The organism is Microbacterium sp. (genome assembly GCF_052102115.1).
Classification (GTDB): Bacteria; Actinomycetota; Actinomycetes; order Actinomycetales; family Microbacteriaceae; genus Microbacterium.
The window spans coordinates 1-23,192 of the sequence record NZ_JBQDVP010000040.1 but is presented as its reverse complement, the minus strand read 5'-3'; the positions used below and the strand labels follow the sequence as shown (position 1 = coordinate 23,192).

General features: G+C 63.6%; 19 protein-coding genes and 1 pseudogene. 10 read left to right on the top strand and 10 right to left on the bottom strand.

The genetic code is table 11. The features are described from left to right. Window positions 1-680 (top strand): annotated as a pseudogene (locus ACTICP_RS12095) (hypothetical protein); the annotation flags it as partial. Between the two features lie 487 nt (window positions 681-1,167). On the opposite strand, the gene ACTICP_RS12090 reads toward ACTICP_RS12095, so the two are convergent. The 7 genes from ACTICP_RS12090 to ACTICP_RS12060 all read right to left on the bottom strand — a co-directional run bounded on the left by ACTICP_RS12090 (window position 1,168) and on the right by ACTICP_RS12060 (window position 8,927). Next, window positions 1,168-1,605: a hypothetical protein gene (locus ACTICP_RS12090; protein WP_441892683.1), complete on the bottom strand. Its 438-nt coding sequence runs from the start codon at window positions 1,603-1,605 to the stop codon at window positions 1,168-1,170. A gap of 38 nt (window positions 1,606-1,643) precedes the next feature. Beyond that, on the bottom strand, window positions 1,644-3,377 hold the full coding sequence (locus ACTICP_RS12085; protein ID WP_441892681.1) for a DUF222 domain-containing protein: 1,734 nt from the start codon (window positions 3,375-3,377) through the stop codon (window positions 1,644-1,646). A 59-nt stretch (window positions 3,378-3,436) separates the two neighbouring features. Then, complete coding sequence (locus ACTICP_RS12080; protein ID WP_441892680.1) at window positions 3,437-3,928, bottom strand: hypothetical protein; 492 nt, start codon at window positions 3,926-3,928, stop codon at window positions 3,437-3,439. Between the two features lie 74 nt (window positions 3,929-4,002). After that, on the bottom strand, window positions 4,003-4,938 hold the full coding sequence (locus tag ACTICP_RS12075; protein WP_441892678.1) for a type IV toxin-antitoxin system AbiEi family antitoxin domain-containing protein: 936 nt from the start codon (window positions 4,936-4,938) through the stop codon (window positions 4,003-4,005). Window positions 4,939-5,091: 153 nt separating this feature from the next. Beyond that, a complete protein-coding gene (locus ACTICP_RS12070) occupies window positions 5,092-5,661 on the bottom strand; it encodes a hypothetical protein (protein WP_441892676.1) in 570 nt (189 codons plus the stop codon). Window positions 5,662-5,782: 121 nt separating this feature from the next. Continuing rightward, entirely contained in the window at window positions 5,783-7,546 is a 1,764-nt protein-coding gene (locus ACTICP_RS12065; RefSeq protein WP_441892674.1) for a DUF4012 domain-containing protein, read from the bottom strand. A gap of 25 nt (window positions 7,547-7,571) precedes the next feature. After that, complete coding sequence (locus ACTICP_RS12060) at window positions 7,572-8,927, bottom strand: UDP-glucose dehydrogenase family protein (protein WP_441892672.1); 1,356 nt, start codon at window positions 8,925-8,927, stop codon at window positions 7,572-7,574. Window positions 8,928-9,214: 287 nt separating this feature from the next. Here ACTICP_RS12060 and ACTICP_RS12055 point away from each other — a divergent pair, with 287 nt between their 5' ends. The 9 genes from ACTICP_RS12055 (at window position 9,215) to ACTICP_RS12015 (ending at window position 18,961) form a co-directional block, all read left to right on the top strand. After that, window positions 9,215-10,231, top strand: coding sequence for an NAD-dependent epimerase/dehydratase family protein (locus tag ACTICP_RS12055; protein ID WP_441892670.1), 1,017 nt, complete (start codon window positions 9,215-9,217; stop codon window positions 10,229-10,231). Continuing rightward, on the top strand, window positions 10,218-11,018 hold the full coding sequence (locus tag ACTICP_RS12050) for a WecB/TagA/CpsF family glycosyltransferase (protein ID WP_441892668.1): 801 nt from the start codon (window positions 10,218-10,220) through the stop codon (window positions 11,016-11,018). Before ACTICP_RS12055 ends, ACTICP_RS12050 begins: the two co-directional genes overlap by 14 nt. After that, window positions 11,015-12,013: an ATP-grasp fold amidoligase family protein gene (locus tag ACTICP_RS12045; RefSeq protein WP_441892666.1), complete on the top strand. Its 999-nt coding sequence runs from the start codon at window positions 11,015-11,017 to the stop codon at window positions 12,011-12,013. The genes ACTICP_RS12050 and ACTICP_RS12045 overlap by 4 nt, the downstream gene beginning before the upstream one ends. A gap of 49 nt (window positions 12,014-12,062) precedes the next feature. Continuing rightward, window positions 12,063-12,965 carry an ATP-grasp fold amidoligase family protein gene (locus ACTICP_RS12040; protein ID WP_441892664.1) on the top strand — a complete coding sequence of 301 codons (903 nt, stop codon included), beginning with the start codon at window positions 12,063-12,065 and terminating at the stop codon, window positions 12,963-12,965. A 73-nt stretch (window positions 12,966-13,038) separates the two neighbouring features. Further along, window positions 13,039-14,508 carry an oligosaccharide flippase family protein gene (locus tag ACTICP_RS12035; protein WP_441892662.1) on the top strand — a complete coding sequence of 490 codons (1,470 nt, stop codon included), beginning with the start codon at window positions 13,039-13,041 and terminating at the stop codon, window positions 14,506-14,508. Between the two features lie 19 nt (window positions 14,509-14,527). After that, entirely contained in the window at window positions 14,528-15,421 is an 894-nt protein-coding gene (locus ACTICP_RS12030; protein WP_441892660.1) for an ATP-grasp fold amidoligase family protein, read from the top strand. Then, entirely contained in the window at window positions 15,418-16,488 is a 1,071-nt protein-coding gene (locus ACTICP_RS12025; RefSeq protein ID WP_441892658.1) for a glycosyltransferase, read from the top strand. The genes ACTICP_RS12030 and ACTICP_RS12025 overlap by 4 nt, the downstream gene beginning before the upstream one ends. Window positions 16,489-16,596: 108 nt before the next feature. Next, entirely contained in the window at window positions 16,597-17,643 is a 1,047-nt protein-coding gene (locus ACTICP_RS12020; RefSeq protein WP_441892656.1) for a glycosyltransferase, read from the top strand. 130 nt (window positions 17,644-17,773) lie between these two features. Further along, entirely contained in the window at window positions 17,774-18,961 is a 1,188-nt protein-coding gene (locus ACTICP_RS12015; RefSeq protein WP_441892654.1) for an O-antigen ligase family protein, read from the top strand. Window positions 18,962-19,114: 153 nt separating this feature from the next. Here ACTICP_RS12015 and ACTICP_RS12010 read toward each other — a convergent pair whose 3' ends face one another. The 3 genes from ACTICP_RS12010 to ACTICP_RS12000 all read right to left on the bottom strand — a co-directional run. Beyond that, window positions 19,115-20,647 (bottom strand): sugar transferase, encoded by a 1,533-nt coding sequence (locus tag ACTICP_RS12010; protein WP_441892652.1) that lies wholly within the window; start codon window positions 20,645-20,647, stop codon window positions 19,115-19,117. A gap of 96 nt (window positions 20,648-20,743) precedes the next feature. Further along, window positions 20,744-21,646: a hypothetical protein gene (locus ACTICP_RS12005; RefSeq protein WP_441892650.1), complete on the bottom strand. Its 903-nt coding sequence runs from the start codon at window positions 21,644-21,646 to the stop codon at window positions 20,744-20,746. Between the two features lie 29 nt (window positions 21,647-21,675). Then, on the bottom strand, window positions 21,676-23,192 hold a 1,517-nt coding region (locus ACTICP_RS12000; RefSeq protein WP_441892648.1), incomplete at its 5' end, for a polysaccharide biosynthesis tyrosine autokinase.

Here is a 23,192-nt window from a genome sequence, read left to right as displayed (position 1 = left end):
TTCCCGAGGGCGGCCAGGGCTTCCTGCGACTGCTGCACTTCGACACGGTGGGTGAGCGCATGGTCGTGCGCACCTACTCTCCGTCGCTCGAGGACCCCGAGAACGGCGGTGCGCTGGGCAAGCACAACTCCGATGATCCGACGCTCGTGAATGCTCCGCAGGAGTTCGCGCTGACGTTCGACGAGCTCGGCATTCAGACGGTCGATCGGATGCTGGGGACGGATGCCTTCTCGGCCGAGATCCTCACGTCGAGCGAGATCGCGTCGTTCGAGCAGGTCGAGTCGGGGTCGATCCTGTCGGCCACGTGGCCGCTCGCCGAGGAAGGGGAGCGCGGTTGGTACGTGCGCACCAGCGACCCGTACGGCGCGGTCGACTACTCGCCGGTGCAGCTGTTCACGGTGCTCGCCGCGGACGAGCCGGAGGAGCCCGGCGACGGCGGGGATGCTGACGGCCCCGGAAGCGGCAACGGCGGCGACGGCGGGGGCAACAATGGCGACGGTGGTTCGGGCGCGGGTGGTTCCGACCCCGCCGGCACGGATGCTTCGGCCGGATCAGGCGACCTCGCAACGACCGGTGGCGACGCCGGCGCTCTGATCGCCTGGTCGATCGCGGGCGGGCTCGCATTGCTGCTCGGGGCGGGTCTACTGATCCGCCGACGACGCGGGATGGAGAGCCGCTGACGCGGGTCGGTCGCCGAGCACTCCGTCCCGCGGGTCGTTGAGCGAGCGCAGCGAGTCGAAACCATCAGCATCCAAGTCCTTCGCGAGTGCTGCGGCTTCGACTCGTCGCTGGCGCTCCTCGCTCAGCCCGTTTCGTCTTCGGAGGCTTCGCCTCCTTCGCTCAACGCCCCGGAGTTGGAAGACCCACCCTCTACCGGAAGTTCTTCGCCGAATCTGTCTCGTTCGGGTGCCCCGGTGAGGCCCGCGTGATGATCACGCGCCCGTTCTTCTTCGACTGCGGAGCGGGCTCGTCGATCGCGTCGATAGCAACGTGCCGCGTCATATCGAGCCGGGTGCGCGGTCAGATAGTCCCATGCATCAGCGAGAGCATTCTTCGCAATCGCTTTCAGATCGCGCCGGCCTCGCTCGGCCTCGGAGCTGCCGAAGACGATCTCACACTCGCTGGCCTTCGGCGGCCGTGGAACGGCAGCTCCGCGCTTTCCTGCCACTACGGACGTTCTGCTCGCCGCAGCTCAGCGCCTCCGTCGATGGGCTCGACCGGGGTCACGCCCATCGCATAGGCCGCCGCAGTTTCCTGCCACTCACGCTGAGCTCGCAACAGTTGCCCGAAGGAGCCGAGCTCGCTGGCGGAATAGACCAGCCGCTCGATCTCGTGCGCATACTCGGTCAGTTCCGCGGCGCTGAACTTGCTCGTCCACGCGAACATCTCCGACAGTGCAGCTTCGACATCACCCTTGTTGCGCCCGATCGCGCGGAGCAACTGACTGAAAAGTGCCACGCCGTTCTCGAGGACGTCGAGGTCGTGCCCGCGGAGGATGACCAAGTCGTCTCCGTCGCGACGAGTAATCCGTACCTGCCCCTCATCGATGTGGGCGAGCACATCCTTGGGCTTGCGCAGGAGGTCGGTGAACGTCGCGGTGCTCATAACGACATCGTACCTCAGATAAACATCTGATATCCGGGTCATGCGAACTCGGCCACCCTTGGGGACTCGGCCACCCTCGGGGGAGGAGGTGAGACAGGCGCGCTGCGCCATCCCGGCCGGTCGGGCGGAGGATCCCACGCCCACCGGATCGCTGATCTGCTCGTGAGCGGTATCGGCTCCGGCGAGCCACCGCCACCGGCCTTTCCGCCGCCGCCGCCTCCACCCGGTGGATGGAGCAGGAACGCTTCGAGCCCCTCGCGCGCGATCTTCCAACCGTTGTTGTGCAGCAGCATGTGGTGATGTCGGCACAGCAGGATGCCGCGGTCGATGTCGGTGCGCCCGTGATCTTCTTGCCAGTGGTCGCAGTGGTGCGCTTCGCAGTACGACGCGGGCACCCGGCATTCCGGGAACATGCACCCGCCGTCGCGCACAGCCAGCGCGATGCGCTGCGTCGATGTGTACAGCCGCTGCTCGCGGCCGACGTCGAGCGGGTTGCCGAAGTTGTCGACGGTGATGCTGCGGCTGCCGACGGTGCACCGGTTCCGGTCGACCACGGCGCCGGGCAGCGCGTCGCCGCCGTCTTCGAGGTGCCCGGTCGCGAGCATCCGCCCGAACGCATCGCGTACGCCGGCGGCTCCGTCGACGGTGATGATCCGGACGCCCGGCTGTCGAGCCCCGTATACATCCGGCGCGTTCGCGAGAGCCCCGGCGCGCAGCACGTCCATGAACAGGTCATAGGCCAGCTGGTCGTTCGTGCGGGAATCATCCACGAGTGCGCTCGCCGCAGCTCGCTCTTCATCGGTCATGAACCGCGGCCCGCCGCGGCGGGGCCGGAGCGCAGCATCCCGTATCGAATCGAGCCAGGCGCCGTTCTCGTCGTCGGAGATGATGTGCGTGTGGTGCTGACCGTCGGCGTTGCGCCACGACCGCCACGACCGGGCCGCATAGGAGCGTTCGAACCGCTCCTGCACACCTTCCGGGTCGAGCGAATCGCGCACCTGCCGGGCCCGTCGCGCCAGGTCTTCCATCGACGCCTCGGCGGCTTCGCCGATCAGCTGGGTCGCGGCGAGCGACCACACTTCGACGGTCTCCTGAGCAGGAACATCGCCATCGCGCGCCGGAGGCTGACCGAGTCCTCGGTAGATCGCGTCGTGCTGTGCGGGTGTGATCCTGCCGTCGAACAATGCCTGCCGCAGCGGCTCGTGCCACGGCATCCTCACCCGGCGATCGTCCGCAGAACCCTCCGCCCCGGCACCAGCCCCGGCACCAGCCCCCTCCCCGGCACCCGCCCCGTCATCGCCGAAAAGCCCGTCAGCATCGTCCGCATTCCCTGGCGCCCCCTCCGCAGCATCCACGTCATCAATATCCGGCGCGCTATCGCCCGCAAAATCGGCGTCCGCATCCGCAGCATCCGCCGCCTCCGCAGCATCCGCCCCCTCGACCAATGACTCGCCCAGGCGCACGGCGCGCGCAGCATCCATTCGGGTGCCGCCGACGATCGACTGCACCAGCGAGACGGGGTTGCGGTGCCCGCGCGACGCCGCCAACCCGGAATGCCCGGCCTCGCGCCGTGACCGCTCTGCGACGACGCCGGCGCAGACCGTCAGCATCCGTTCTGCACAGTTCACGACGGCGGCCGCGCCCGCGAGCGAACCGACGATTTCGTCGTCATCGAGCCCGCGGATGGCCGTCAGCAGCACGTCGATATCGACGTCGCCCATGCGCGATTCCAACCCCTCGAGGGTGTCGCGCAACTCGCTGAAAATGGCCATACTTCATACTGGCATCCACCTCAGACATTCGAACAAAGATTCGTAGATCTGTGGAGAACTCAGCGCAGCACCTTGACGAGCACCACCCACGACACGACGAGGGCCGAAATGACTGCGAGCAGGCATCCCACGGCGGCGACGACGAGTCCGCTCGAACTCCCGACGATCAGCGCGACCCCCGCCGCGACGTACGCGACGATCGGCAAGAACCCGAGCACCGATTTCGCGACGCGTGCGCCCCGCTGCGGATCGGGGTCGCTGACGATGCTGCGCGTCGCGTGGGTTGTGAAGACGCCGGCCATGAGGGCGCTGACGAGGATGATGATGCCGTACCAGGTCAGGTCGATTCCGGGCATGAGGGCGACGGCGGATGCTGTCAGAGCCAGCACCAGCGACGCGATGGCCGCGCCCAGTCGCGCGGTGAGCGTGCGGGCGCGGATGATCTTGTCGATGTTGACGCTGGCTGCGACGATGACGAGTCCGGCGAGGGCCGCGCTGGCGCCGGACATGGCCACGTTGAACTCGCTCCACTCCGCCAGTGCGCCCGTCATGCGCTCAACCTACTCCTGCGGGACCTCGTGCGGGTCCCAGAGTGCGTTGCCATCCCGGTAGGGGAGTGGGCCCGTCATGGGGATGCCTCGGTCTTGTCCGTGTTCGTCGTGGTCAGTGGTGATGGTACCCATTCCGTCGAGATCGATCGGATGACCTCGGGGAGCCACGTGGGGACAGTGAGCGTCGTCTGGAATGCCTCGGCATCGATGTGAACGGGGAACTTCGCAGCCTCGACGATCGCAGACACGTCGAGATTCGGAACGTCGAGCTTCGAGACGGCTTCGATCATGCCCCTGATCGCACTGATCTGACCCGCATTGACGAGTGTCTTTCCCAGGGCGCTGGCGGCAAGGTCTGCCGCCAGCGCCGCACGACTCAGTCCCACAAGGTCGAGAAGGTGCTCAAGCATCGCGGCACCGTTCGGTTGTCCGTTCCTGTGTGCAAGCGGCTCCAGTGCGAGCGCCATATCGTGCCGTGACGCGAGATCGCGTCGGAGCACCTCACCGGTGATCTCTGCGATATGGGAAGGGTCGTGCCCGTCTCGAAGAAGATCTGCGACAGTACGGGCCGGTGTCGTCACCGGAAGCCCCTCTATGATCGTCACCTCGTCGGCGCGGAGGGCGCCGCGGTGCAGGCGAATGCCACGACGGCTCTGCTTCCTGCCGGGCGCAGTGATCTCGGGTTCGTCATCTGCCAGGTCTCCGATCCCGTGGAGTGCCGCTGCGGAAGCATGCGAGATCACACCTGATTCGACAGCGGCGCCCAGTCGCTGCTCGGCAAGCTTCGCTGGCTCAAGCGACAGCCATGCGGCGCGCAGCGTTGTGTGCTCGTCTATTGCCGCGGGGGCTGCGTAGATTCCCCGGTCGATGCGTTTGATCACGCCCGCGTCGGCAAGACGTGCGAGCTGAAGACGGGTGATGCCTTCGCCTTCAGCTTGCGCGGTGGTGAGCAGGCCCCACTGGCGTGCCGCCAGCTCTGATACTCGCCCCGCAGTCTCCCTGATCCCCATGTCTGCGATTGTATCATTCAGGTGATACTAATGCAGTACTAGCTAACACCCGACGAGGAGGTCAACTAACAAACGAAGACTTCTGCCACCAACCCCCAGAAACCACCGATGGCCGCAACCCCACAGGGGCTGCGGCCATCGAATGTATTAGCTTCAGGCTGCGTTCTGCTTGTTGCGGCGCACGGCGCTCGCAACTGCGATGCCACCGCCGGCGAGCAGCAGGGCGCCGCCGCCGACCCAGAGGGCGAGCAGCGCTTCGCTGTCAGCACCCGTGGTGGCCAGGTCGTCGTCGCCGGGGGTCTCGCCCGAGTCACCGGCAACGGCGGTGACGGTGGCGGAGGTACCGACTGGGTTCGAGGCCGACGTGGCGGTCACGGTGTAGGTGCCGGTCGCGTTGGCCGGCAGCGTGATCTGGGCTCCGTCGACGCCGCCCTCGGCGTTAGCCGTGGTGGTGCCGAGTGCCTGCGTCTCGACGGCGAACTTGACGAATGCGAGCGAGGCGCCGCTGGCGTTCTCACCGGTGATCGAGATGCTGACGGTCTCGCCAGGAGCGAAGACGCCCGCCTCGACGAGGAACGTGAACGTGCCCCCGGGTGCGACGGTGGAGTCGCTGACGCCGGCGCCGGGGCCGGGCGTGTAGGCGGATGCTGCGGTCGGAACGGCGAACATGGCGCCCGCGACGATCGCTGCCACGGCTGCTGCCTTGGTGAAAGTGCGCTTCATGAGTCCCCCTCGGACTAATTGCAAGAATCTTTACCAGCTCGCGAAACGCGCGCCAGTCTCCCCCGTTCGCCGGGGCCTGGGTGGCTCCGACGGAGATCATTCATTTGATTATTGAGCAAGTTCATAGGTTTTGGCAAACCGGAGGCGCATTATTTCCATGAACAGTCGGTGTCAGGCGTGTAACAACCTCGCCAGCAGAGGGCGCAGCCACCGTCACATCGATGGTGATCTCCGCTCCCGGAGGCAGCCGCGTCGTCCAGGTGAGCACCTGTCTTCCGTCGTCTGTTCCGCCGCCCAGCCCCGGTGATTCGTCGCTCCCGGCGAGAGTCGCCGACACGAGCTCGGCCCCCGCGGGCAGGTAGATGTACGAGACGGTATCGACCTCACCGGGAGGGATGCCGAAGCTGCCACCGCCCGTGATGTAGCTCGGCAGCGACGCAGCATCCGCCGGCGCAGCATTGCGAAGTGTGACGCGCAGGGTCACTTCGCCCGGCGTGCACGACTCGGCGCCGGCGCCCACCTGCATGTAGTAATCCATCTTCGAACCGGTGCCGTCGTTGAGATAGACGCCGAACTCGGTGACATCCGCATCCGGCGACCCGAGAACGCCCTGCAGGGTGGTGCCATCGAGCACGGCCTGCTCCTCGGGCGACGCATTCCAGATCATGAGCCGGTGCTCGTCACCGGCGCGGCCCAGCGCTGCGACGAGCGCGGCCGGGTCGGCGCTGCCCGACGTCAGCGAGGCGAACACCGATGCGGCAGCCGCAGCGAAGAAGGCATCCTGCTCAGCGGGGTCTTCGTACCGCAGGTACACCTCGTTGAGCAGCAGCTCCACCGCGGTCTCGCTGTTCAGCTCGTCTCCGGTGGGCAGCGCAATCGGCCCGGTCGCCTCGAGCAGATACGACAGCGCGACAGGGTCGAGCGAGAGCACGCCGTCGATCGCGGTGCCGGTCTCGCGCTGCCACATCGCCTGGATGATCGGCGCATCGCGCGTGAAGTCGGGAATCTGGGTGACGTTCTGCACGTAGGTCGCCGGGCGCTCGCTGAACAGGCGTATCTCGTCTTCGGTGAGGGGCACGACCGGTTCGTCGTAGCGGGTGAAGTCCGACGACGACGCCTGCGCGCCGAGGGTGATCTGCCCGTTCTCGGTATGTACGAGCACCATGGCGCCGACGATTCCGCCGAGCGATCGCCATTCGGCGTTGTTCTGAAAGACGATGAGATAGTTGCGCGGTCCGTCTGCGCCCAGCATGGGCGGCAGCAGCGCGGTGGTGCGGTTGAGCGCATCGGCTGCGCCGTGCGCCTGGGCGAGCAGCGTCGAGACTTCGCCGACGGCATCGCGCAACGGAGAGACCAGGGGAGCAGCGTCGATGCCGTCGATCACGGATACCGCAGCCCCCAGCCCCGCGGCGCCATCGGATGCCGCCTCCCCGAGTTGACCGAAGACGGTGAGGTCGATCGCACCGTTCTGCGGTCGGATGCTGTCGAGCGAGAACGATCCGGCGACCGAGGCGAGCGGAGCAAGCGATTCCGAGGCGACGTCGTTGAGCGCGCTCGCAACGGTGGCGACCGCGGCCAGCTGCGGTCCGACCCAGGGCAGCTGTTCGCCGGCCTTCCAGATCACATCGCTGGTGAGATCGCGCGCGGCGGAGGTGTCAGCCGAGATCTCGCTGATGAGATCTGAAGCCGTCGCTGGGTCGGCGAGGGCGGATGCCGCGTCCCCTGCCGTCTGCTGGGCACTGGTGAGGTGCTGGTAGGCGAGGAATCCGCGGATGCCGATCCACGCGGCACCGACGATGGCGAGAATCAGGATGCCGCCGAGCACCCATGCCGTGACCCGTCCAGCGCGACGTCGCCGCTGCGCGGACAGGCTCTCAGAACTCACCCTGCCACGATAGCTGGCCTCGGCCCTACGGCCGCCCCATCCCGTAGTACGTCCACCCCGCCGCACGCCACGCACTCGCATCCAAACAGTTACGCCCATCCACGACGATCGTGCCGGCGACGAGCGACGCAGCATGCTCCGGCGAGAGCTGGCGGCGGTACTCGTCCCACTCGGTGACGACCACGACAGCGTCCGCTCCGCGCAGGGCTTCGTCACGGTCGTCGACGTAGTTCAGCTGCGGATGCTGACGTCGGGCGTTCTCGAGCGCCTCAGGGTCAGTGACGGTGACCTCGGCGCCGAGGCCCTTGAGGCGCACGGCGACGTCGAGGGCGGGGGAGTCGCGGATGTCGTCGCTGTGCGGCTTGAACGCCGCGCCGAGCACGGTTACCTTCTTGCCGACGACGCCGTCGTCGAACGCGCTGACGACCAGGTGCACGGCGCGTTCGCGACGGCGCAGGTTGATGGCGTCGATCTCGCGCAGGAACGACACGGACTCACCGCGACCGAGCTCCTCTGCGCGCGCAGAGAAGGCACGGATGTCTTTCGGCAGGCAGCCGCCTCCGAAACCGATGCCCGCGCCGAGGAAGCGGCGCCCGATGCGCACATCGTGGCCGATAGCGTCGGCGAGCTGCGTGACGTCGGCGCCGGTGACTTCGGCGATCTCGGCCATCGCGTTGATGAACGAGATCTTGGTCGCCAGGAACGCGTTCGCCGACACCTTCACGAGTTCTGCGGTTGCGAGATCAGTAACGATGAACGGCGTCCCCTTGGCGATCGCCGGGTGGTACACCTCCCGCAGCACCTCCGCCGGATCGGTCGCTGAGCTTGTCGAAGCGTCCGACCCATCGTCGATCCCTGAGCCTGTCGAAGGGCGCGACGCCACTCCCACAACCAACCGGTCCGGGTCAATGGTGTCCTGCACCGCCCACCCTTCGCGCAAGAACTCAGGGTTCCAGACGAGCGTTGCTCCGGCGGCTTCGATCCGTGGCGCCAGCTCCGCGGCTGTTCCGACCGGAACGGTCGACTTACCCGCGACGATGTCGCCCGGGTTCAGGTAGGGGAGCAGCGCGTCGACAGCAGCGTTCACGTAGGTGAGGTCGGCGGCGTATCCGTCTGCCTGCTGCGGTGTACCCACTCCGATGAAGTGCACCTTGGCCCCCTTAGCCTCGGCCATGTCGGTTGTAAAGCGCAGGTTGCCCGACGCGATGCCCTCAGAGAGGATCTCCGGCAGCCCCGGCTCAAAGAACGGAGCCTCGCCCGCCGAGAGCGACGCGATCTTGCGCGCGTCGACGTCGATTCCGATGACTTCGTGGCCGATGGACGCCATGGCGGCTGAGTGGACGGCGCCGAGGTAACCGCAACCGATGACGGACAGACGCATAGGGGCTCCTTAAATCGCGGTGGACTTGACGCCGACTCGACTGACTGGGGGACGATGAGGGGACGGAGGGCGCGGGCGCGACAGCTAGTCCTTCATACCAGAGCCAGGTCACGCGCAAACGCGGAACCGGAGAAAGCTCCCCACCTAGCGTTACGTGTCGTTCCTGTCCGGCCGCATTGGTTACCCTTAGCTCGGACGCTATTACGAGTGTCGAGCGAGACGTCAGAGACGGACTGTAGGTAGTCGTCATTGAAATTCTCCCACGTGTCGGGATTGAGGGGTAGCACATGCGAGTTCTGGTGACAGGTTCCGCGGGCTTCGTTGGCTTCCACACTTCGAAGCGATTCTTGGAAGATGGCCATGAAGTTCTCGGGTTTGACGGGTTCACGGAGTACTACGACCCGGACCTTAAACGCCGGCGAAACGAGATTCTGCTTGGCCACGAAGCGTTCACATCCGTGACGGGGATGCTAGAGGATTCGAAGCTGCTCACCGAAACGATCGAGCACTTCCGGCCGGAGATCGTCATCCATCTGGCAGCCCAGGCCGGTGTGCGTTATAGCATCGAGAACCCAAGCGCATACATCAGTGCCAACGTTCAGGGCACCTTCAACCTCTTGGAAGCGCTCCGGCACAACAAGCCAAAGCACCTGCTCTTCGCGTCCACGTCATCCGTCTACGGGGGCAATAGAACGCTCCCGTTCGCCGAGACGGCACGTACTGCGTTCCCCGTCTCGCTCTACGCCGCGACCAAGAGCGCCTGTGAGGTTATCAGCCACTCGTATGCCAATCTCTTCGGCATTCCGACGACCTGCTTCCGATTCTTCACCGTGTACGGCCCCTGGGGGCGCCCCGACATGGCGCTATTTAAGTTCGTTGACGCCATGCTGCGCGATGAGGAGATCGAGGTCTACGGCAACGGGGAGATGTCACGCGACTTCACCTTCATTGACGATCTCGTAGAAGGTGTTGCTCGGCTGAGCGAGATCGTGCCGCAAGCGAACGGCGAAGGCACGGATGCCAGTGAGATGGACTCCGTCTCACCGGTCGCGCCGTGGCGCGTCGTGAACATCGCCGGAGGCCAGCCCGTTCCGCTGATGCGCTTCATCACCGCGATCGAGCAGACGCTCGGTGTGACGGCGAAGAAGAAGATGCTCCCGATGCAAGCCGGCGACGTCACCGATACGCTCGCCAGCCCGGATCTACTCGTCTCGCTGACCGGCTTCAAGCCCAGCACGCCGATCGACGAGGGCGTAAAGGCCTTCGTCGACTGGTACACGGAGTACCAGCGTGGCGCAGCCTGAGCTCGCGCATCCGCAGGTGGTCATCGGCGGCTTCCAAACGATCTCATGCACCAGGTCAGACCTCGCCGATTTGATGGTCGAGGATTGCCTCCGGGCACGTGATCGGCGCGACTCATGGCTGTCCAGGCTTGTCTTCTCGTCCAACGGTCAGGGCGTGGCGCTCGCAGGCAGATCTCTGAGGTTCATGGAGATCATGTCGAAAGCAGACGTCGTTCACGCCGATGGGATGCCAGTTGTGTTCGCATCGAAGATGACCACTGCGCCGCTCCCTGAACGCATTCCAACGACGGACTTCTTCCACGACGCTGCTAGAGCGGCGGAGCGGACGGGACTCCGCTTCTTCATGCTCGGTGCCAAGCAAGAGCAGAACGACGCTGCCGTCGCGGCGATCCGCGAGCGCTATCCGGACCTCAACATCTCTGGCAGCCACCATGGCTACTTCGGCGAGGACGAGGATGAGGAGGTTTGCCGGCTGATCCGCGAGAGCGGAGCGGACGTGGTCTGGATAGCCCTGGGTAAGCCCCGCCAAGAGGAATGGTGCCTGCGAAATCGGGAGCGGTTGCGCGGAGTCGGCTGGCTGAAGACCTGCGGGGGGCTCTACGCGTTCCTCGCGGGGGACGCACCCCGCGCCCCCGAGTGGATGCAGAAGGCCGGTCTAGAATGGCTGTTCCGGCTGATGGACGACCCGAAGCGACTCGCCTGGCGGTATCTCTGGACCAACCCATACGCCTTCTATCGGCTCGTCCGCTACACCCGGCGCGAAGCCCTGACGGGGGCACGGAGATGACGTCGGCCGAAGGCTATATAAATCGCAAGACGCGGATCTGGCGCCTTCTCCGGCTGAACATCTTGCTCCGTTGGGTCAGCGACGAGGCGTATCTGAGGCTCCTTTACTGGTCTCGCTTCACCAGGCCGCTCGATCTCGGTGCACCGAAGACCTTCAGCGAGAAGATCCAGTGGTTGAAGCTCTATGATCGCCAACCTGTCTACACCCGGCTGGTCGATAAGTACGAGGTGAAGCGATGGGTCGCGGAGCGCATTGGCGAATCCCACATCGTTCCGACCTTGGGAGTTTGGGATTCTTTCGATGAGATCGATTTTGACACCCTCCCTGATCAGTTCGTGCTGAAGTGCACACATGATTCTGGTGGCTTGGTGATCTGCAAAGACCGCGCTGCCTTCGACTTTCGCGCCGCTCGCAGAAAGATCAATAGGTCGCTCTCTCGCAACTTCTACAGGAACGGTCGAGAGTGGCCGTACCGCGACGTCCAGCCGCGTGTGATCGCCGAGGTATATTTTCCGACGTGGGATCCGCCGGCTAACGTGCAGGATCGAAGAAATCTCACGGCAGCCGATGCGGACCAGCAGCGTGCTCTAGAAGAATCCGTGGAGCGGAACGGAGTGTTCGACTACAAGTTCTATTGTTTCCACGGAGAACCGAAGTTTCTCTACGTCTCGCAAGGACTGCACGACCATCAGACGGCAAAGATGGCCTTCCTGTCCTGTGATTGGACGCCGGAAGAGTTCGTACGGCCGGACTATCTGCACTTCGACGAGGTCCCGCCGAAGCCTGCTTCTCTGAGCGAGATGAGCGATCTCTCGCGGACGCTGTCGGCAGGAATCCCGTTTGTGAGAGTGGACTTCTTCGAACACCGGGGTCAGGTCTTGTTCTCCGAGATGACGTTCCATCCGGTGTCGGGACTGATGCCGATCGAGCCGCAGTCGGCCGATTACGAGATCGCTAAGCATCTGGATCTGTCCTTGGTGGGGACGGCCGAGTGATCAGGCGACAAGAACGCGATGAGTTCGGTGGCGCAGAGAGAGTAAGACCATGAGCTTCTACGAGAAGGCAAAAGGCAAAGTACTGTACATCCTCAAGCTCGACCAGAGGCTGCGGCATTGGGACGACGAGAGATATCTCAAGCTGATCTATCGACTTCGATTCGGTAAACGTCTGAATTTGTCGAATCCGAGAACCTACAACGAGAAGCTCCAGTGGCTGAAGCTGAACTATCGAGTCCCTGGACAGTCGCGCTTGGTCGATAAGTTCGAAGTCAAGGCGTGGGTCGCGGAACGTATCGGCGAGGATCACGTCATTCCGACTCTGGGGGTGTACGACTCCGCAGACAGGGTCGATTTTGACTCGCTCCCTGATCGTTTTGTGCTGAAATGCACTCATGATTCAGGTGGAATCGTGCTCGTGCGCGACAAGAAGAGTGCCGATTTAGAACAGATCCGCTGCAGGCTGCGTCGCTCACTGCAGCGGAACTATTTCTACGGCGGGCGGGAGCCGCAGTATGTCGAGATCGTCCCCCGCGTCATCGCAGAGCCTTTTCTGGAAGACGACACTCAAGGGCAGTTGATCGATTACAAGTTCTTCTGCTTCGACGGCGAGGTGAAGGCGTTGTTCGTGGCCACCGATCGCGCCACCGGACACGTGAAGTTCGACTATTTCGATGCCGACTTCAACCCGCTGCATATACATCAGCCGTACCCCAACTCGGCGCTGCTGCCCGAACTGCCTGATCGTTTCGAAGACATGATCGATATTGCTCAGAAGCTCTCAGCAGGTCATCCCCATGTGCGTATCGATCTCTACGAGGTCAACGGTCATGTGTACTTCGGGGAACTGACTTTCTTTCATTTCGGCGGGATGCAGCCCTTCCATCCTTCAAAGTGGGATCGGATATGGGGAGACTGGCTGACACTCCCGACGCCAGTACGAGGGTACTGAGGCTGGATCGCCGTGCTTGTGTACGAGCTCGCTGCGCACTGACGCCGTTTCGGCATGGACAGGATAAGACGAAGTGACAGATGAGCTGGGGAGCAGGGCCCGCAACGCGGCAAAGTGGTCCCTCATCACAGAGGTGATCGCCAAGATCATCACGCCGGTCACGCAGCTGGTCCTCGCCAGGATTTTGGCGCCTGAGGCCTTCGGCGTGCTAGCGACCGTCATCATGGTCGCCAGTTTTGCGGAGATGCTCGCCGACGCCGGATTCCAGAAGTATCTCGTCCAGCACGAGTTCCGCGACAAGAACAGTCTGTACCGCTCGGCGAACGTCGCGTTCTGGTCGAGCATGTCCATCGCTGTGCTGCTGCTGCTGATTATCGTGCTGCTCCGCGAGGGCATCGCATCGATGGTGGGCACGCCCGGGCTCGGCGTTCCGATCGCGGTCGCCGCGGTGTCGCTGCCGATGTCGGTGTTCGTGAGCACGCAGCAGGCGCTGTTCCGCCGTGCGTTCGAGTACAAGAAGCTGCTTCCGATCCGGGTCGCGGTGGCCATCATTCCGCTCGCCGTGTCGGTCCCGCTCGCGCACGCGGGTTTTGGCTTCTGGTCGCTCATCATCGGCGTTCTCGCAGCCAATCTCGTCAACGCGGTCGCGATGACCGTGATCTCTCCGTGGAAGCCGGGCATCTTCTTCTCGTTCCCGCTGCTGAAGGAGATGTTCGCCTTCAGCAGCTGGTCACTGCTGGAGGCCATCTCCATCTGGGCGACGGTGTGGGCCGGCACCTTCATCGTGGGGAGCATCCTGACGCCCCACGAGCTCGGTCTCTACCGGCAACCGATCCTGGTGGTCAACTCCGCCTTCGCGGTGATCACGAGCGCTACGACCCCGATCCTGTTCGCGGCGCTGTCGCGACTACAGGCGACCCCGGACGAGTACCGTCGGTTCTTCTTCCGCTTCCAGTTCTCGGTGGCGGTCGTGCTGTTCCCGGTGGGCGTCGGCGCCTTCTTCTACCGCGACTTCTTCACCGATCTGCTCTTCGGACCGAAGTGGGCCGAGGCCGCGCTGATGTTCGGCGCCTGGGCGTTCACCAGCAGCCTGAGCATCGTCCTCTCGCACTACTGCAGCGAGATCTTCCGGTCGCTGGGCCGACCGCGCGTCTCGTTCCTCTCGCAGTGCCTCTACATGGCCGTGATGATCCCGGCGCTGTACTTCGCGGCGCTGGACGGCTTCGTCACGCTGGTGATCGTCAACGCCGCCGTGCGCTTCGTCGCCATCGCCATCAGCCAGCTGCTGGCGTATCTCGTCGCCGGCATCGGATTCCTCCAGGTGATGAGGAACCTCTACGCGCCTCTGCTGGCGTCGGCGTTGATGGCCGTGGCGGCCTGGTGGCTCGCGGACCTCGCCGACGGACACTGGGGCTGGTCCTCGCTCGGTGTCCTGGGCTGTGCCGTCCTCTACGGCCTGGCGTGTCTCTGCTTCCCGCGTACGCGCTCGCTCATCGTCGACTTCGTCGCGTCCGGGCTCAAACGGCTGAGGCGGGCATCATGACCTACGATCGAAGGCGACCATGAGCAGCAGCAGAATCCTGAAACCGGTGAAGCAGTTCCTTCGCGTCCTTCCCGACCGAGCGTACATCCAGCTCTACTACCTCGCGAAGTTCCGCAGGTTCTGCGACCTGCGGAACCCCTCGACATACAACGAGAAGCTGCAGTGGCTCAAGGTGAACTACCGGATCCCGGCGCACTCGCGCCTAGTGGACAAGCAGGCGGTGAAGGAGATCATCGCGGCCGAGATCGGGGACGAGTACGTCATCCCCACACTGGCGGTCTACGAGTCGGCCGACGACATCGACTTCGATGCGCTGCCGGACTCCTTCGTCCTGAAGTGCACTCACGACTCCGAGGGCGTCGCGCTGGTGAAGGACAAGAGCCGCGCCGACGAGGCCGCGATCCGTGAGCATCTCCGCGCCGCGCTCAAGCAGAACTTCTTCCACATCGGGCGCGAGCCCCACTACCGCGGCATCCCCCCGCGGATCATCGCGGAGCCCTACATCGAGGACAGGAACCATGAGCAGCTGCTGGATTACAAGTTCTTCTGCTTCGACGGCGACGTCAAGGCGATGTTCATCGCGTCGGATCGCGCCTCCGGGAACGTGAAGTTCGACTACTTCGACGCCGACTTCACCCCACTCGACATCCGGCAGTCGTACCCGAACTCGGCGGTTCCTCCTGCGAAACCCGAGCGCTACGAGGAGATGCTCGACATCTCGCGGAAGCTATCGAAGGGGCATCCGCACTTGCGAGTCGACCTCTACGAGGTCGACGGACGGGTCTTTTTCGGCGAGCTGACGTTCTTCCACTTCAGCGGATTCGCTCCGTTCACGCCGCCAAAGTGGGACGAAGTCTGGGGCCGCTGGTTGAGTCTGCCCGCGCCGGAAAACCCGGTCAGGGCTGCGCGATGACACGGAAGGTAGTCTTCTTCACTACCGGTATGACCGCCGGCGGTGCCGAGCGGGTCATCGCGACGCTGGCGAACGCCTTGGACGCCCGCGGGTTCGACGTCATGATCGCGATGGTCAAGGGCGAGGGGAGCGCTTACGATCTCGCCTCCGGAGTGCGGCTCAGCTCGGCAAACCTCTCGCCAGGATTCGGGAGCCTTCCCGGCGCCATCCGGTTTTACCGGAAGCTGATTCGTCAGGAGTCCCCGGACGTGGTGGCCTCGTTCTCGACGAAGTCCGACATCATCGCTCTGCTCTCCAAGGTTCTCTTCCGGACACGAGGCCGGCTCATCGTCTCGGATCGTGCCGATCCCTATACCCGGGACCGCCGGATGCAGCTTGCTTGCAACGTGCTCTACCGGTGGTCTGATGCGCTCGTGTGCCAGAGCCGCAGCGTCGCCGAGTACTACCGCAGGAATTGCACGCGCGCCCGAGTTACAGTGATCCCGAACCCGCTCAACGAGGACAGCATCGGCGACGCCGGGGCGGGCACCCGGGGGCCGTTCGTGATCGCGGTGGGCCGTCTGTCAGAGCAGAAGAACCACCGGCTTGCCATCGGCGCATTTCGGCGGGTTCGGGAGACCTTCCCCGACCTCACCCTGAAGATCTTCGGATCCGGCCCGCTGGAGCAGGAGATGACGGAGCTGATCAGGAGCGAGGGACTCGACGGCGCAGTAAGGCTCGAGGGCGTCATCCCGAACGTCATCCGCCAGAACGCGGATGCCGCGCTGTTCCTATTCACGTCAAACCACGAGGGGTACCCGAACGCCCTTATGGAGGCGGCTGCGACCGGGATCCCGGCGGTCACCACGGACTTCTCCCCGGGCACAGCGCAGGAGATCGTCGAAGACGGTGTAAACGGTTACATCGTGCCGGCCCGAGACCGGGATGCCGTTGTGAGCGCGGCGGTCAAGGTGCTCTCCGGCGCTCTGGACCCGAGAGGCATCGTCGAAGCCGCACAGCGGGTCCGGGAACGTCACCGTACAGATCGCATTCTGGACGCCTGGATGACGGTGTTCCGTTCGGTGTGACGTAAGGACAGCGCGCCCTGAGAGAATGGGTGTGCGCTGATGGGAGGGCAGCAGGTGTCCTCACGTGCAGGAGGCCGGCAGACACGTATGAGCTTGAAACTTCTTTTCGTGAACGCGAGCCTCACCGACGGTGGATCCGAGAAGGCGATGTCCCTGGTCGCCCAGGCGCTGGCGGCTCGTGGCCACGACGTCACAATGGCGCTGGTGCGAGAGAAGGAACGCACGTACCCCATCGACCCGGGCATCCGGATCGTTCAGTTCCGCTACGGCGCGAAGGGGAGGATCAGGAAGTCTCTAGGTCGTCTGCGCCGGATCAGGGCGTTGATCAAGGCCGAGGATTACGACTACGTGGTCTGCTACATGTGGGATCTCAACGTCACGACCCTGGTCGCCTCCCTCGGTCTACGTAAGCGCGTCATCGTCTCGGAGCGTGCCTTTCCGGGAACAACTACTCGGAGCCGCCTCTCGCGTCTTCTGGAGAACCTGTTATACCGGTTCGCGTACCGGATCGTTTACCAGACCCGTGACGCCCAGGCGTATTGTCCACCGAGACTCGCGAGCAGGAGCGTCGTGGTGCCGAACATGATCGAGACGCGAGGGGTCGCTCCGCGCCAGCAGCCGCGGACCCGGCGCATCGTGTCGATCGGCAGGCTCGGCGCGCAGAAGAACTTTCCGCTCTTGCTGCGGTCGTTCGCGCAGTTCGCCGAGTCAAACCCCGACTGGACCCTCGAAATCTACGGAAAAGGCGCCCTGGAGGACGAGCTGAGGTCGCTCGCCCACCGGCTCGGTGTGGCCGAGTCGGTGGTCTTCGCCGGCTACGTCGACGACATCGCCGACCGCATCCGGGACGCGGGCATGTTTGTCCTCTCCTCCGACTTTGAAGGCATCTCGAACGCCATGTCCGAGGCCATGGCGCTCGGGCTGCCAGTCGTCTGCACAGACTGTCCAGTAGGTGGCGCTGCATTGTTGATCGACCATCGTGTGAGTGGAATGCTGGTTCCAGTGCGAGATCAAGAATCGCTCACAGCGGCGATGATGGAGGTTGCAACGGATACCGTCTTGGCCACACGGATCGCAAGTGGTGCGCGGGCGTCGGTGACGAGGTTTTCACCGGAGGCGCTAGTAGCCGTCTGGGAAGCGGACGTCCTGTGTTAAAACTGGTTCGTACTTGGATAATTGTGGACGCGTTTCACGGGCTTGGCTCGTCGGCTGAGGGCTCATGACTAGAAGCGTGCAATCGCGGGGGCGAGTCGGCCGCGCGAAGCCCCCGACGCGACGTGGCACTATGGCTCTCGCTCTTCTGGCGTTCCCGTTGTTTCTTTCGGTGGACCTCGACAGATTCTCTCCAACACTCGATACGGTCATCAATGCGTGGAAGTTGCTCAGCCTCGCGATCTGTGTGTTCCTTTACCTCAACCGACTTCTCGGCAAAAAGCGCGCGGCGGCACACATCTGGCCGATGATTCTTGTGTTGCTCGCGTTACTGCTCTCGACGATAGTGAACTTGGGCAGCTTCGAGACATACTTCATCGTATGGGGCGGGTTCTTCGCGGTCTGTCTGCTCGTTGATGCGAACATCCGAGAACGACCGCTACAGCTCTTCCTGGCTCTGAAGATTGCGCTAGGCGCCATCGCAATGCTCAACTTCACCACTGTCGTTCTGCGGCCCGGAGGTCTTTGGTACACCGCTACTGAGGGGTTTTGGCTGCTCGGGCACCGCAACAACTTTGGTACCCCACTCATCGCTGCAATTGTTGTGAGCACAGCCTACGACCTTCTCGCGCGACGCCGACTCAGCGTCTCCACATTGGTCATTTCCGCAGTATCCTTTGGCTCCGTTGCGATCACGTGGTCGGCCAGCTCGGTCGTCACCGTTGTCCTCGCTATTGCTGCGGTTCTGTTGGTCGCCCTCAGCAAGACGGGACTCAGATGGCTCAGGCCATTCGTGCTGCTTACTGCCTACGTCGCGATCGACCTCGGCATCGTCCTATTTCAGGTCCAAGAGCGAGCGAGTGAATTCATCGCGAGGGTGCTCGATCGGTCTGCGGATCTAACCGGTCGCACTCGCATTTGGGACATCGCCTTTGAGATGATCCGAGAGTCACCTGTCTGGGGGAACGGCGTCCAGCTCGCCCAGAACAACGGTCTGACCTACTTCGACCCAAATTTCGTCCACGCGCACAACGGCGAGCTCGATATTCTCATGCAAGGTGGCCTACTTGCCTTCGTTCCTTTCGTCGTGATGATTCTTCTCGCGACTCGAAACGCGAACCGTTATTACCAGCGACGAGCAGTCCAGATCCTTTACCTTGGATTGATCCTGGTGATGCTGCGCGCGATCACAGGGCTATTCTTTAGCTCGTATGCCGTGCTACTGGTGTTTCTGATCTTGAACTCCGACACAATCGCTCGACTGGCGGACGCGGCAAGTCGTACACCATTCGACATTGACGAGCGCCAGGTGCTGCGATAAGCACCAAATTGACACGATCCAGGCCAGAAGGCCCACTTTGGGGCGGGCAAATTGCCGGTCTTTCCCAGCGAGACAGCCGTACGTCGACGGATATTTGGGACGCGATATGTCCGTGTGTTGCGCTGTGACGTGCGTTTCGGTGACGACGGATTTCTACGCTGCTGTGTTTCCGGGATTGGCGGCAGCTCGCAGAGTACGTGCCATGATCACAACGTCGGTGAGCATTGTCCAATTCTCAACGTACGAGAGATCAAGACGCACGGTGTCTTCCCAGGACAGTGCGGATCGGCCGCTCACTTGCCACAGACCAGTGATTCCCGGTTTGACGAGGAATCGTCGATGCACGTGGTCGGCGTATTGTTCAACCTCTCGGGGAAGCGGTGGTCGAGGCCCGACCAACGACATCGACCCACCAATGACGTTGAAAAGTTGTGGGAGCTCGTCGAGACTGAATCGGCGCATCACGCGGCCGATTCGAGTAACGCGAGGATCGTTAGTCATCTTGAACATCACTTCATTGCCGGAGTCTTGTGATGCTTTAAGCTCATCGAGCAATTCTTCGGCGTTCGTTACCATCGAGCGGAATTTGAGCATTTCAAACTCGCGCCCGTGGTATCCGACGCGCGTCTGTTTGAACAGAACGGGGCCGGAGCTGGTCACCTTGACAAGAAGAGCTAATACGAGAAGAAGAGGCGAGATGAGGATCATCCCAATGGCGGACAGCGCAACGTCCATCATTCGTTTGATGAATCGCTCACCAGAACTGAAGCGCGGCGTCTCGACGTGGATGAGCGGCAGGCCGGATACCGGACGTGTCTGAATGCGGGGGCCGGCGATGTCCGTGATGCTCGGAGCGAGTACGAGATGCTGTCGCCCGGCCTCAAGGCCCCAGGAGATCTCTTTCACCTTCTGCGGGGGAAGGTCGCCGATGCTTGTGACTGCTACTGTGTCCGCCCCGCTTGTTGACATCGCGTCGGGGATGCCGTCAAGGGTTCCTAAGACTGGGACGTTCGCTTCGTGGATGGTGGTTCCAGGGCTGCCGGATGGCACGCACGCACCGACAACCTTATATCCCGCGCCGAGGTTGCGTGCGAGGTCGCGGGCGATCTGCGCGACCGAATTGTGAGATCCCACGAGCAGAACACGCGCCGAGTATTCACCGCGCTGACGCTTCGACACCAACCACTGTCGCCACAGCCAGCGCACAAGCACCAGCATGATGACCCCGCAAGGAAGGCTGAGGAGAAGGTACCCGCGTGCCACCTCGACCTGTAGTAGAAAAGCGAGGATGGCAATCAAGCCGAAGACATTGAAGCTCGCCCGAGTGACTCGGACATATTCGGTGTTACCGGTTCCGATTACTCGATCGGTGCGCGAATCAATGAGTGCAAGCGCCCACATCCAGATGGCGATGAGACCGGCAGAGAAGAGCCAATAGGAAATTTCGGGGAGGGCAGTTGAGCTTCCAGTCGCCACCCGGGTATCATCCAGACCCAGCCAAGCGATCTGCGTGCCGTACACAACCCAGACCAGGACGAGGAAATCAGTGATGCGAAGGTTTCGCGCGTAGCGGCGTCGCCAATTAACGCCCGTGTTGCGGGGCGCGCTCGCTTCTTCTAACAGTTCGGTCGATCCCGCTGACCTTTGCGTCATCGGCGTCGCGCCGGTGTGCGTCTTCGACGGCACAGTTCATCCCTCATGATTGTGTAAATCTCCCACGGTTCGCAAACATTATCAGAGCGAATAGACCTTGAAACACGCCCTTGACAGGCGGGAGGTCGTTTAGAGGAGGAAACTCCCGATCTGGTCGCCCGACCACACAAGAACAGCGTCTTCGGTTACGACCAGCGCGGTCGGCGCGGCGGCATCCGCAGTCTCCTGGCAGCCCCGCTGTTCGGTCGTGGCGTCCGTAGCGTCAGCGAAACTCGTGATCGTCAGCCCCGCGCACGAGTCCGTGTGATGCGAGACGACGATACCACCGTTGCCCACGGACAGTGCGGTGACGGCGTCCGCGCTGAGGGGCTGCCACGCTGCGTTCGCATCCAGAACATACGCGACACTGTCGCAGACCAGCGCCGTCACGCCTCCCGCCGAACGGAGACTGCGCGCGTTAGCACAGGGGGTCGCGACCGGTCCACCGGGTGTAACGATGCTGCCGGCATCCGTCGGGTCGACATACGTCGATGCTGAGAGGACGTCCGGATACGGCTCCCAGAACTGACCCTGGGTGAAGGTGCGAAGCGCCTGCAATTCGCACTCGGCCCCCATCGAGGCGACGATTTCGCCCTCACCGCCGGCGAACGTGCTGACTACGCTCAGTGAACGTATCTCTAGGTATCGAGGGGTGACGTCGGTCCACGTCTCGCCGCCGTCCGTCGAGCGTTCAAGTAACGGCTCGGCCGAGGCACACGCGCCCGCCACACCTCGCCACAAGACGCCGGTGCCGATCGACAGGAACCGCTCCTGTGACCGGTCGTACAGCGGCGCCGCGGTCGGCGTCGGCTCGGGTGTCGGGCTCGACGTCCCGGATGTCTCGGCACCAAAAGTCGGAACCGGCCCCGCAGCGTGCTCCGGAGCATCCACACCGCTGACCCGCTGCATGGCGAGCACAACGAGCACGACCGCAACGATCGCGAGCACGGCCACGGAACCGCCCGCGACCCATTTCGCGGAGGTGCGATCCATCGAGCGCCTTGCCGACACGCGCCGTCCGCTCAACCGGGCTTGAGCAGGTCGTCGAAGGTCGCGCTCTCGTCACCGCCAGAGCGGCGCACGCCGCCCTGACGGCCCGGATCGGGCGCGGCAGCCTTCTTGCCGCGCGGTGACTTCTGAACCTTCGTGGGCGCGGTCTGATACGAGCCGTAGCCGCCGTATCCGTACCCGTATCCGTAGGCGTATGCGTCGGCACCCTTGGTCGGGACCATCGTCAGCACGACACCGGCCACCTTCGATCCGACCGTCTCGAGAGCCTCGAAGGCACCGTCGAGCTGGTTGGTCGTCGTACGGCCCACCGAGACGACCATGATCGCTCCGGAGGTCGAGCGTGAGAGCACCGCGGCATCGGTCACCGGCAGCAGCGGGGGAGCGTCGCAGAGCACGACGTCGAACTCCTGTCCCAGCGCCTCGAGCAGTTTCTGCATGCGCTCGGACCCCAGCAACTCACTCGGGTTCGGCGGAATCTTGCCGGCCGGCAGCACATACAGTGAACGATTACCCCACGGCAGCAGCACATCGGCGACACGGGCGCGGCCGATCAGCACGTCGGTGAGGCCGGTGCCGCCCTCGATACCCAGGTACTCGGCCACCTTCGGCTTGCGCAGATCGGTGTCGAGCAGAGCGACGCGCTTGCCGCTGTCGGCGAGGGCAATCGCGAGGTTGAGTGTCGTCGTCGATTTCCCCTCGGTGGGGATGCTGGACGTGATGACGAACGTGTGGCCGCCGTCCATCTCGAGGAACTGCAGGTTGGTGCGCAACGATCTGAACGCCTCGGACCGCGGATTGTGCGGGTCGGCGTGCAGGATCAGCGGGCGCTCCTTCGTTTTGGGATCGTACGGGATGGCTCCGATCAACGGGCGATCCGTCAGCGCCTCGACGTCGCGAGGTGAACGCACCCGGTTATCAAGAACGGCGCGCAGCACGGCGATGCCGACGCCAAGCGCCAACCCGACGAACACACCGAGCACAAGGTTCAGCGGGACGTTCGGGTTGACAGGGGAGAAGGAGGCAAGAGCGTCACGAACTCGCGTGAGCTTGATAGGGCTGGCATCCTGGCCGGCCGGGGTGTCAATGCGTTCCACGGCCGCTGCCAGGCTCTCGCCCAGCGCATTCGCAATGTCGGCCGCCTGCACCGGATCCGGATCCTGAACGGTGATCTCGATGAGAGTGCTGTTGAGAGGGCTCGACGACTCGACCTGCTGTGCAAGCTCGTTCGCTGAGGTGTTGAGTTCAAGCTCAGTTATGACCGGATTCATCACCACGGGCTCGCGGACGAGGCTGACGTACGTCGTGATGCGGGACTCGGCGAAGCTCGACCCCTGCTGCAGCTCACTAGCGGTGCCGCCGGCCTGTGACTGCACGAACACGACCGCCTGCGACTCATACATCGGCGTGCGCGTCAAGGAGTATCCCGCTGCTGCCGCAAGACCGATGAGCGTCGTCGCCAGAATCACCAGCCAGCTCTTGCGGAGGATGCGGATGTAGTCGCTGAGCTCCATGGTGCCTCTCGTCGGTT

Bases quoted from the DNA above. Each gene is read 5' to 3' on its own strand.
- ACTICP_RS12070 (WP_441892676.1), bottom strand. From the start codon at position 5,661: ATGAAGCGCACTTTCACCAAGGCAGCAGCCGTGGCAGCGATCGTCGCG.
- ACTICP_RS12005 (WP_441892650.1), bottom strand. From the start codon at position 21,646: ATGGATCGCACCTCCGCGAAATGGGTCGCGGGCGGTTCCGTGGCCGTG.
- ACTICP_RS12030 (WP_441892660.1), top strand. From the start codon at position 14,528: ATGAGCAGCAGCAGAATCCTGAAACCGGTGAAGCAGTTCCTTCGCGTC.
- ACTICP_RS12060 (WP_441892672.1), bottom strand. From the start codon at position 8,927: ATGCGTCTGTCCGTCATCGGTTGCGGTTACCTCGGCGCCGTCCACTCA.
- ACTICP_RS12080 (WP_441892680.1), bottom strand. From the start codon at position 3,928: ATGACGGGCGCACTGGCGGAGTGGAGCGAGTTCAACGTGGCCATGTCC.
- ACTICP_RS12090 (WP_441892683.1), bottom strand. From the start codon at position 1,605: ATGAGCACCGCGACGTTCACCGACCTCCTGCGCAAGCCCAAGGATGTG.
- ACTICP_RS12075 (WP_441892678.1), bottom strand. From the start codon at position 4,938: ATGGGGATCAGGGAGACTGCGGGGCGAGTATCAGAGCTGGCGGCACGC.
- ACTICP_RS12015 (WP_441892654.1), top strand. From the start codon at position 17,774: ATGGCTCTCGCTCTTCTGGCGTTCCCGTTGTTTCTTTCGGTGGACCTC.
- ACTICP_RS12025 (WP_441892658.1), top strand. From the start codon at position 15,418: ATGACACGGAAGGTAGTCTTCTTCACTACCGGTATGACCGCCGGCGGT.
- ACTICP_RS12085 (WP_441892681.1), bottom strand. From the start codon at position 3,377: ATGGCCATTTTCAGCGAGTTGCGCGACACCCTCGAGGGGTTGGAATCG.
- ACTICP_RS12055 (WP_441892670.1), top strand. From the start codon at position 9,215: ATGCGAGTTCTGGTGACAGGTTCCGCGGGCTTCGTTGGCTTCCACACT.
- ACTICP_RS12040 (WP_441892664.1), top strand. From the start codon at position 12,063: ATGAGCTTCTACGAGAAGGCAAAAGGCAAAGTACTGTACATCCTCAAG.
- ACTICP_RS12045 (WP_441892666.1), top strand. From the start codon at position 11,015: ATGACGTCGGCCGAAGGCTATATAAATCGCAAGACGCGGATCTGGCGC.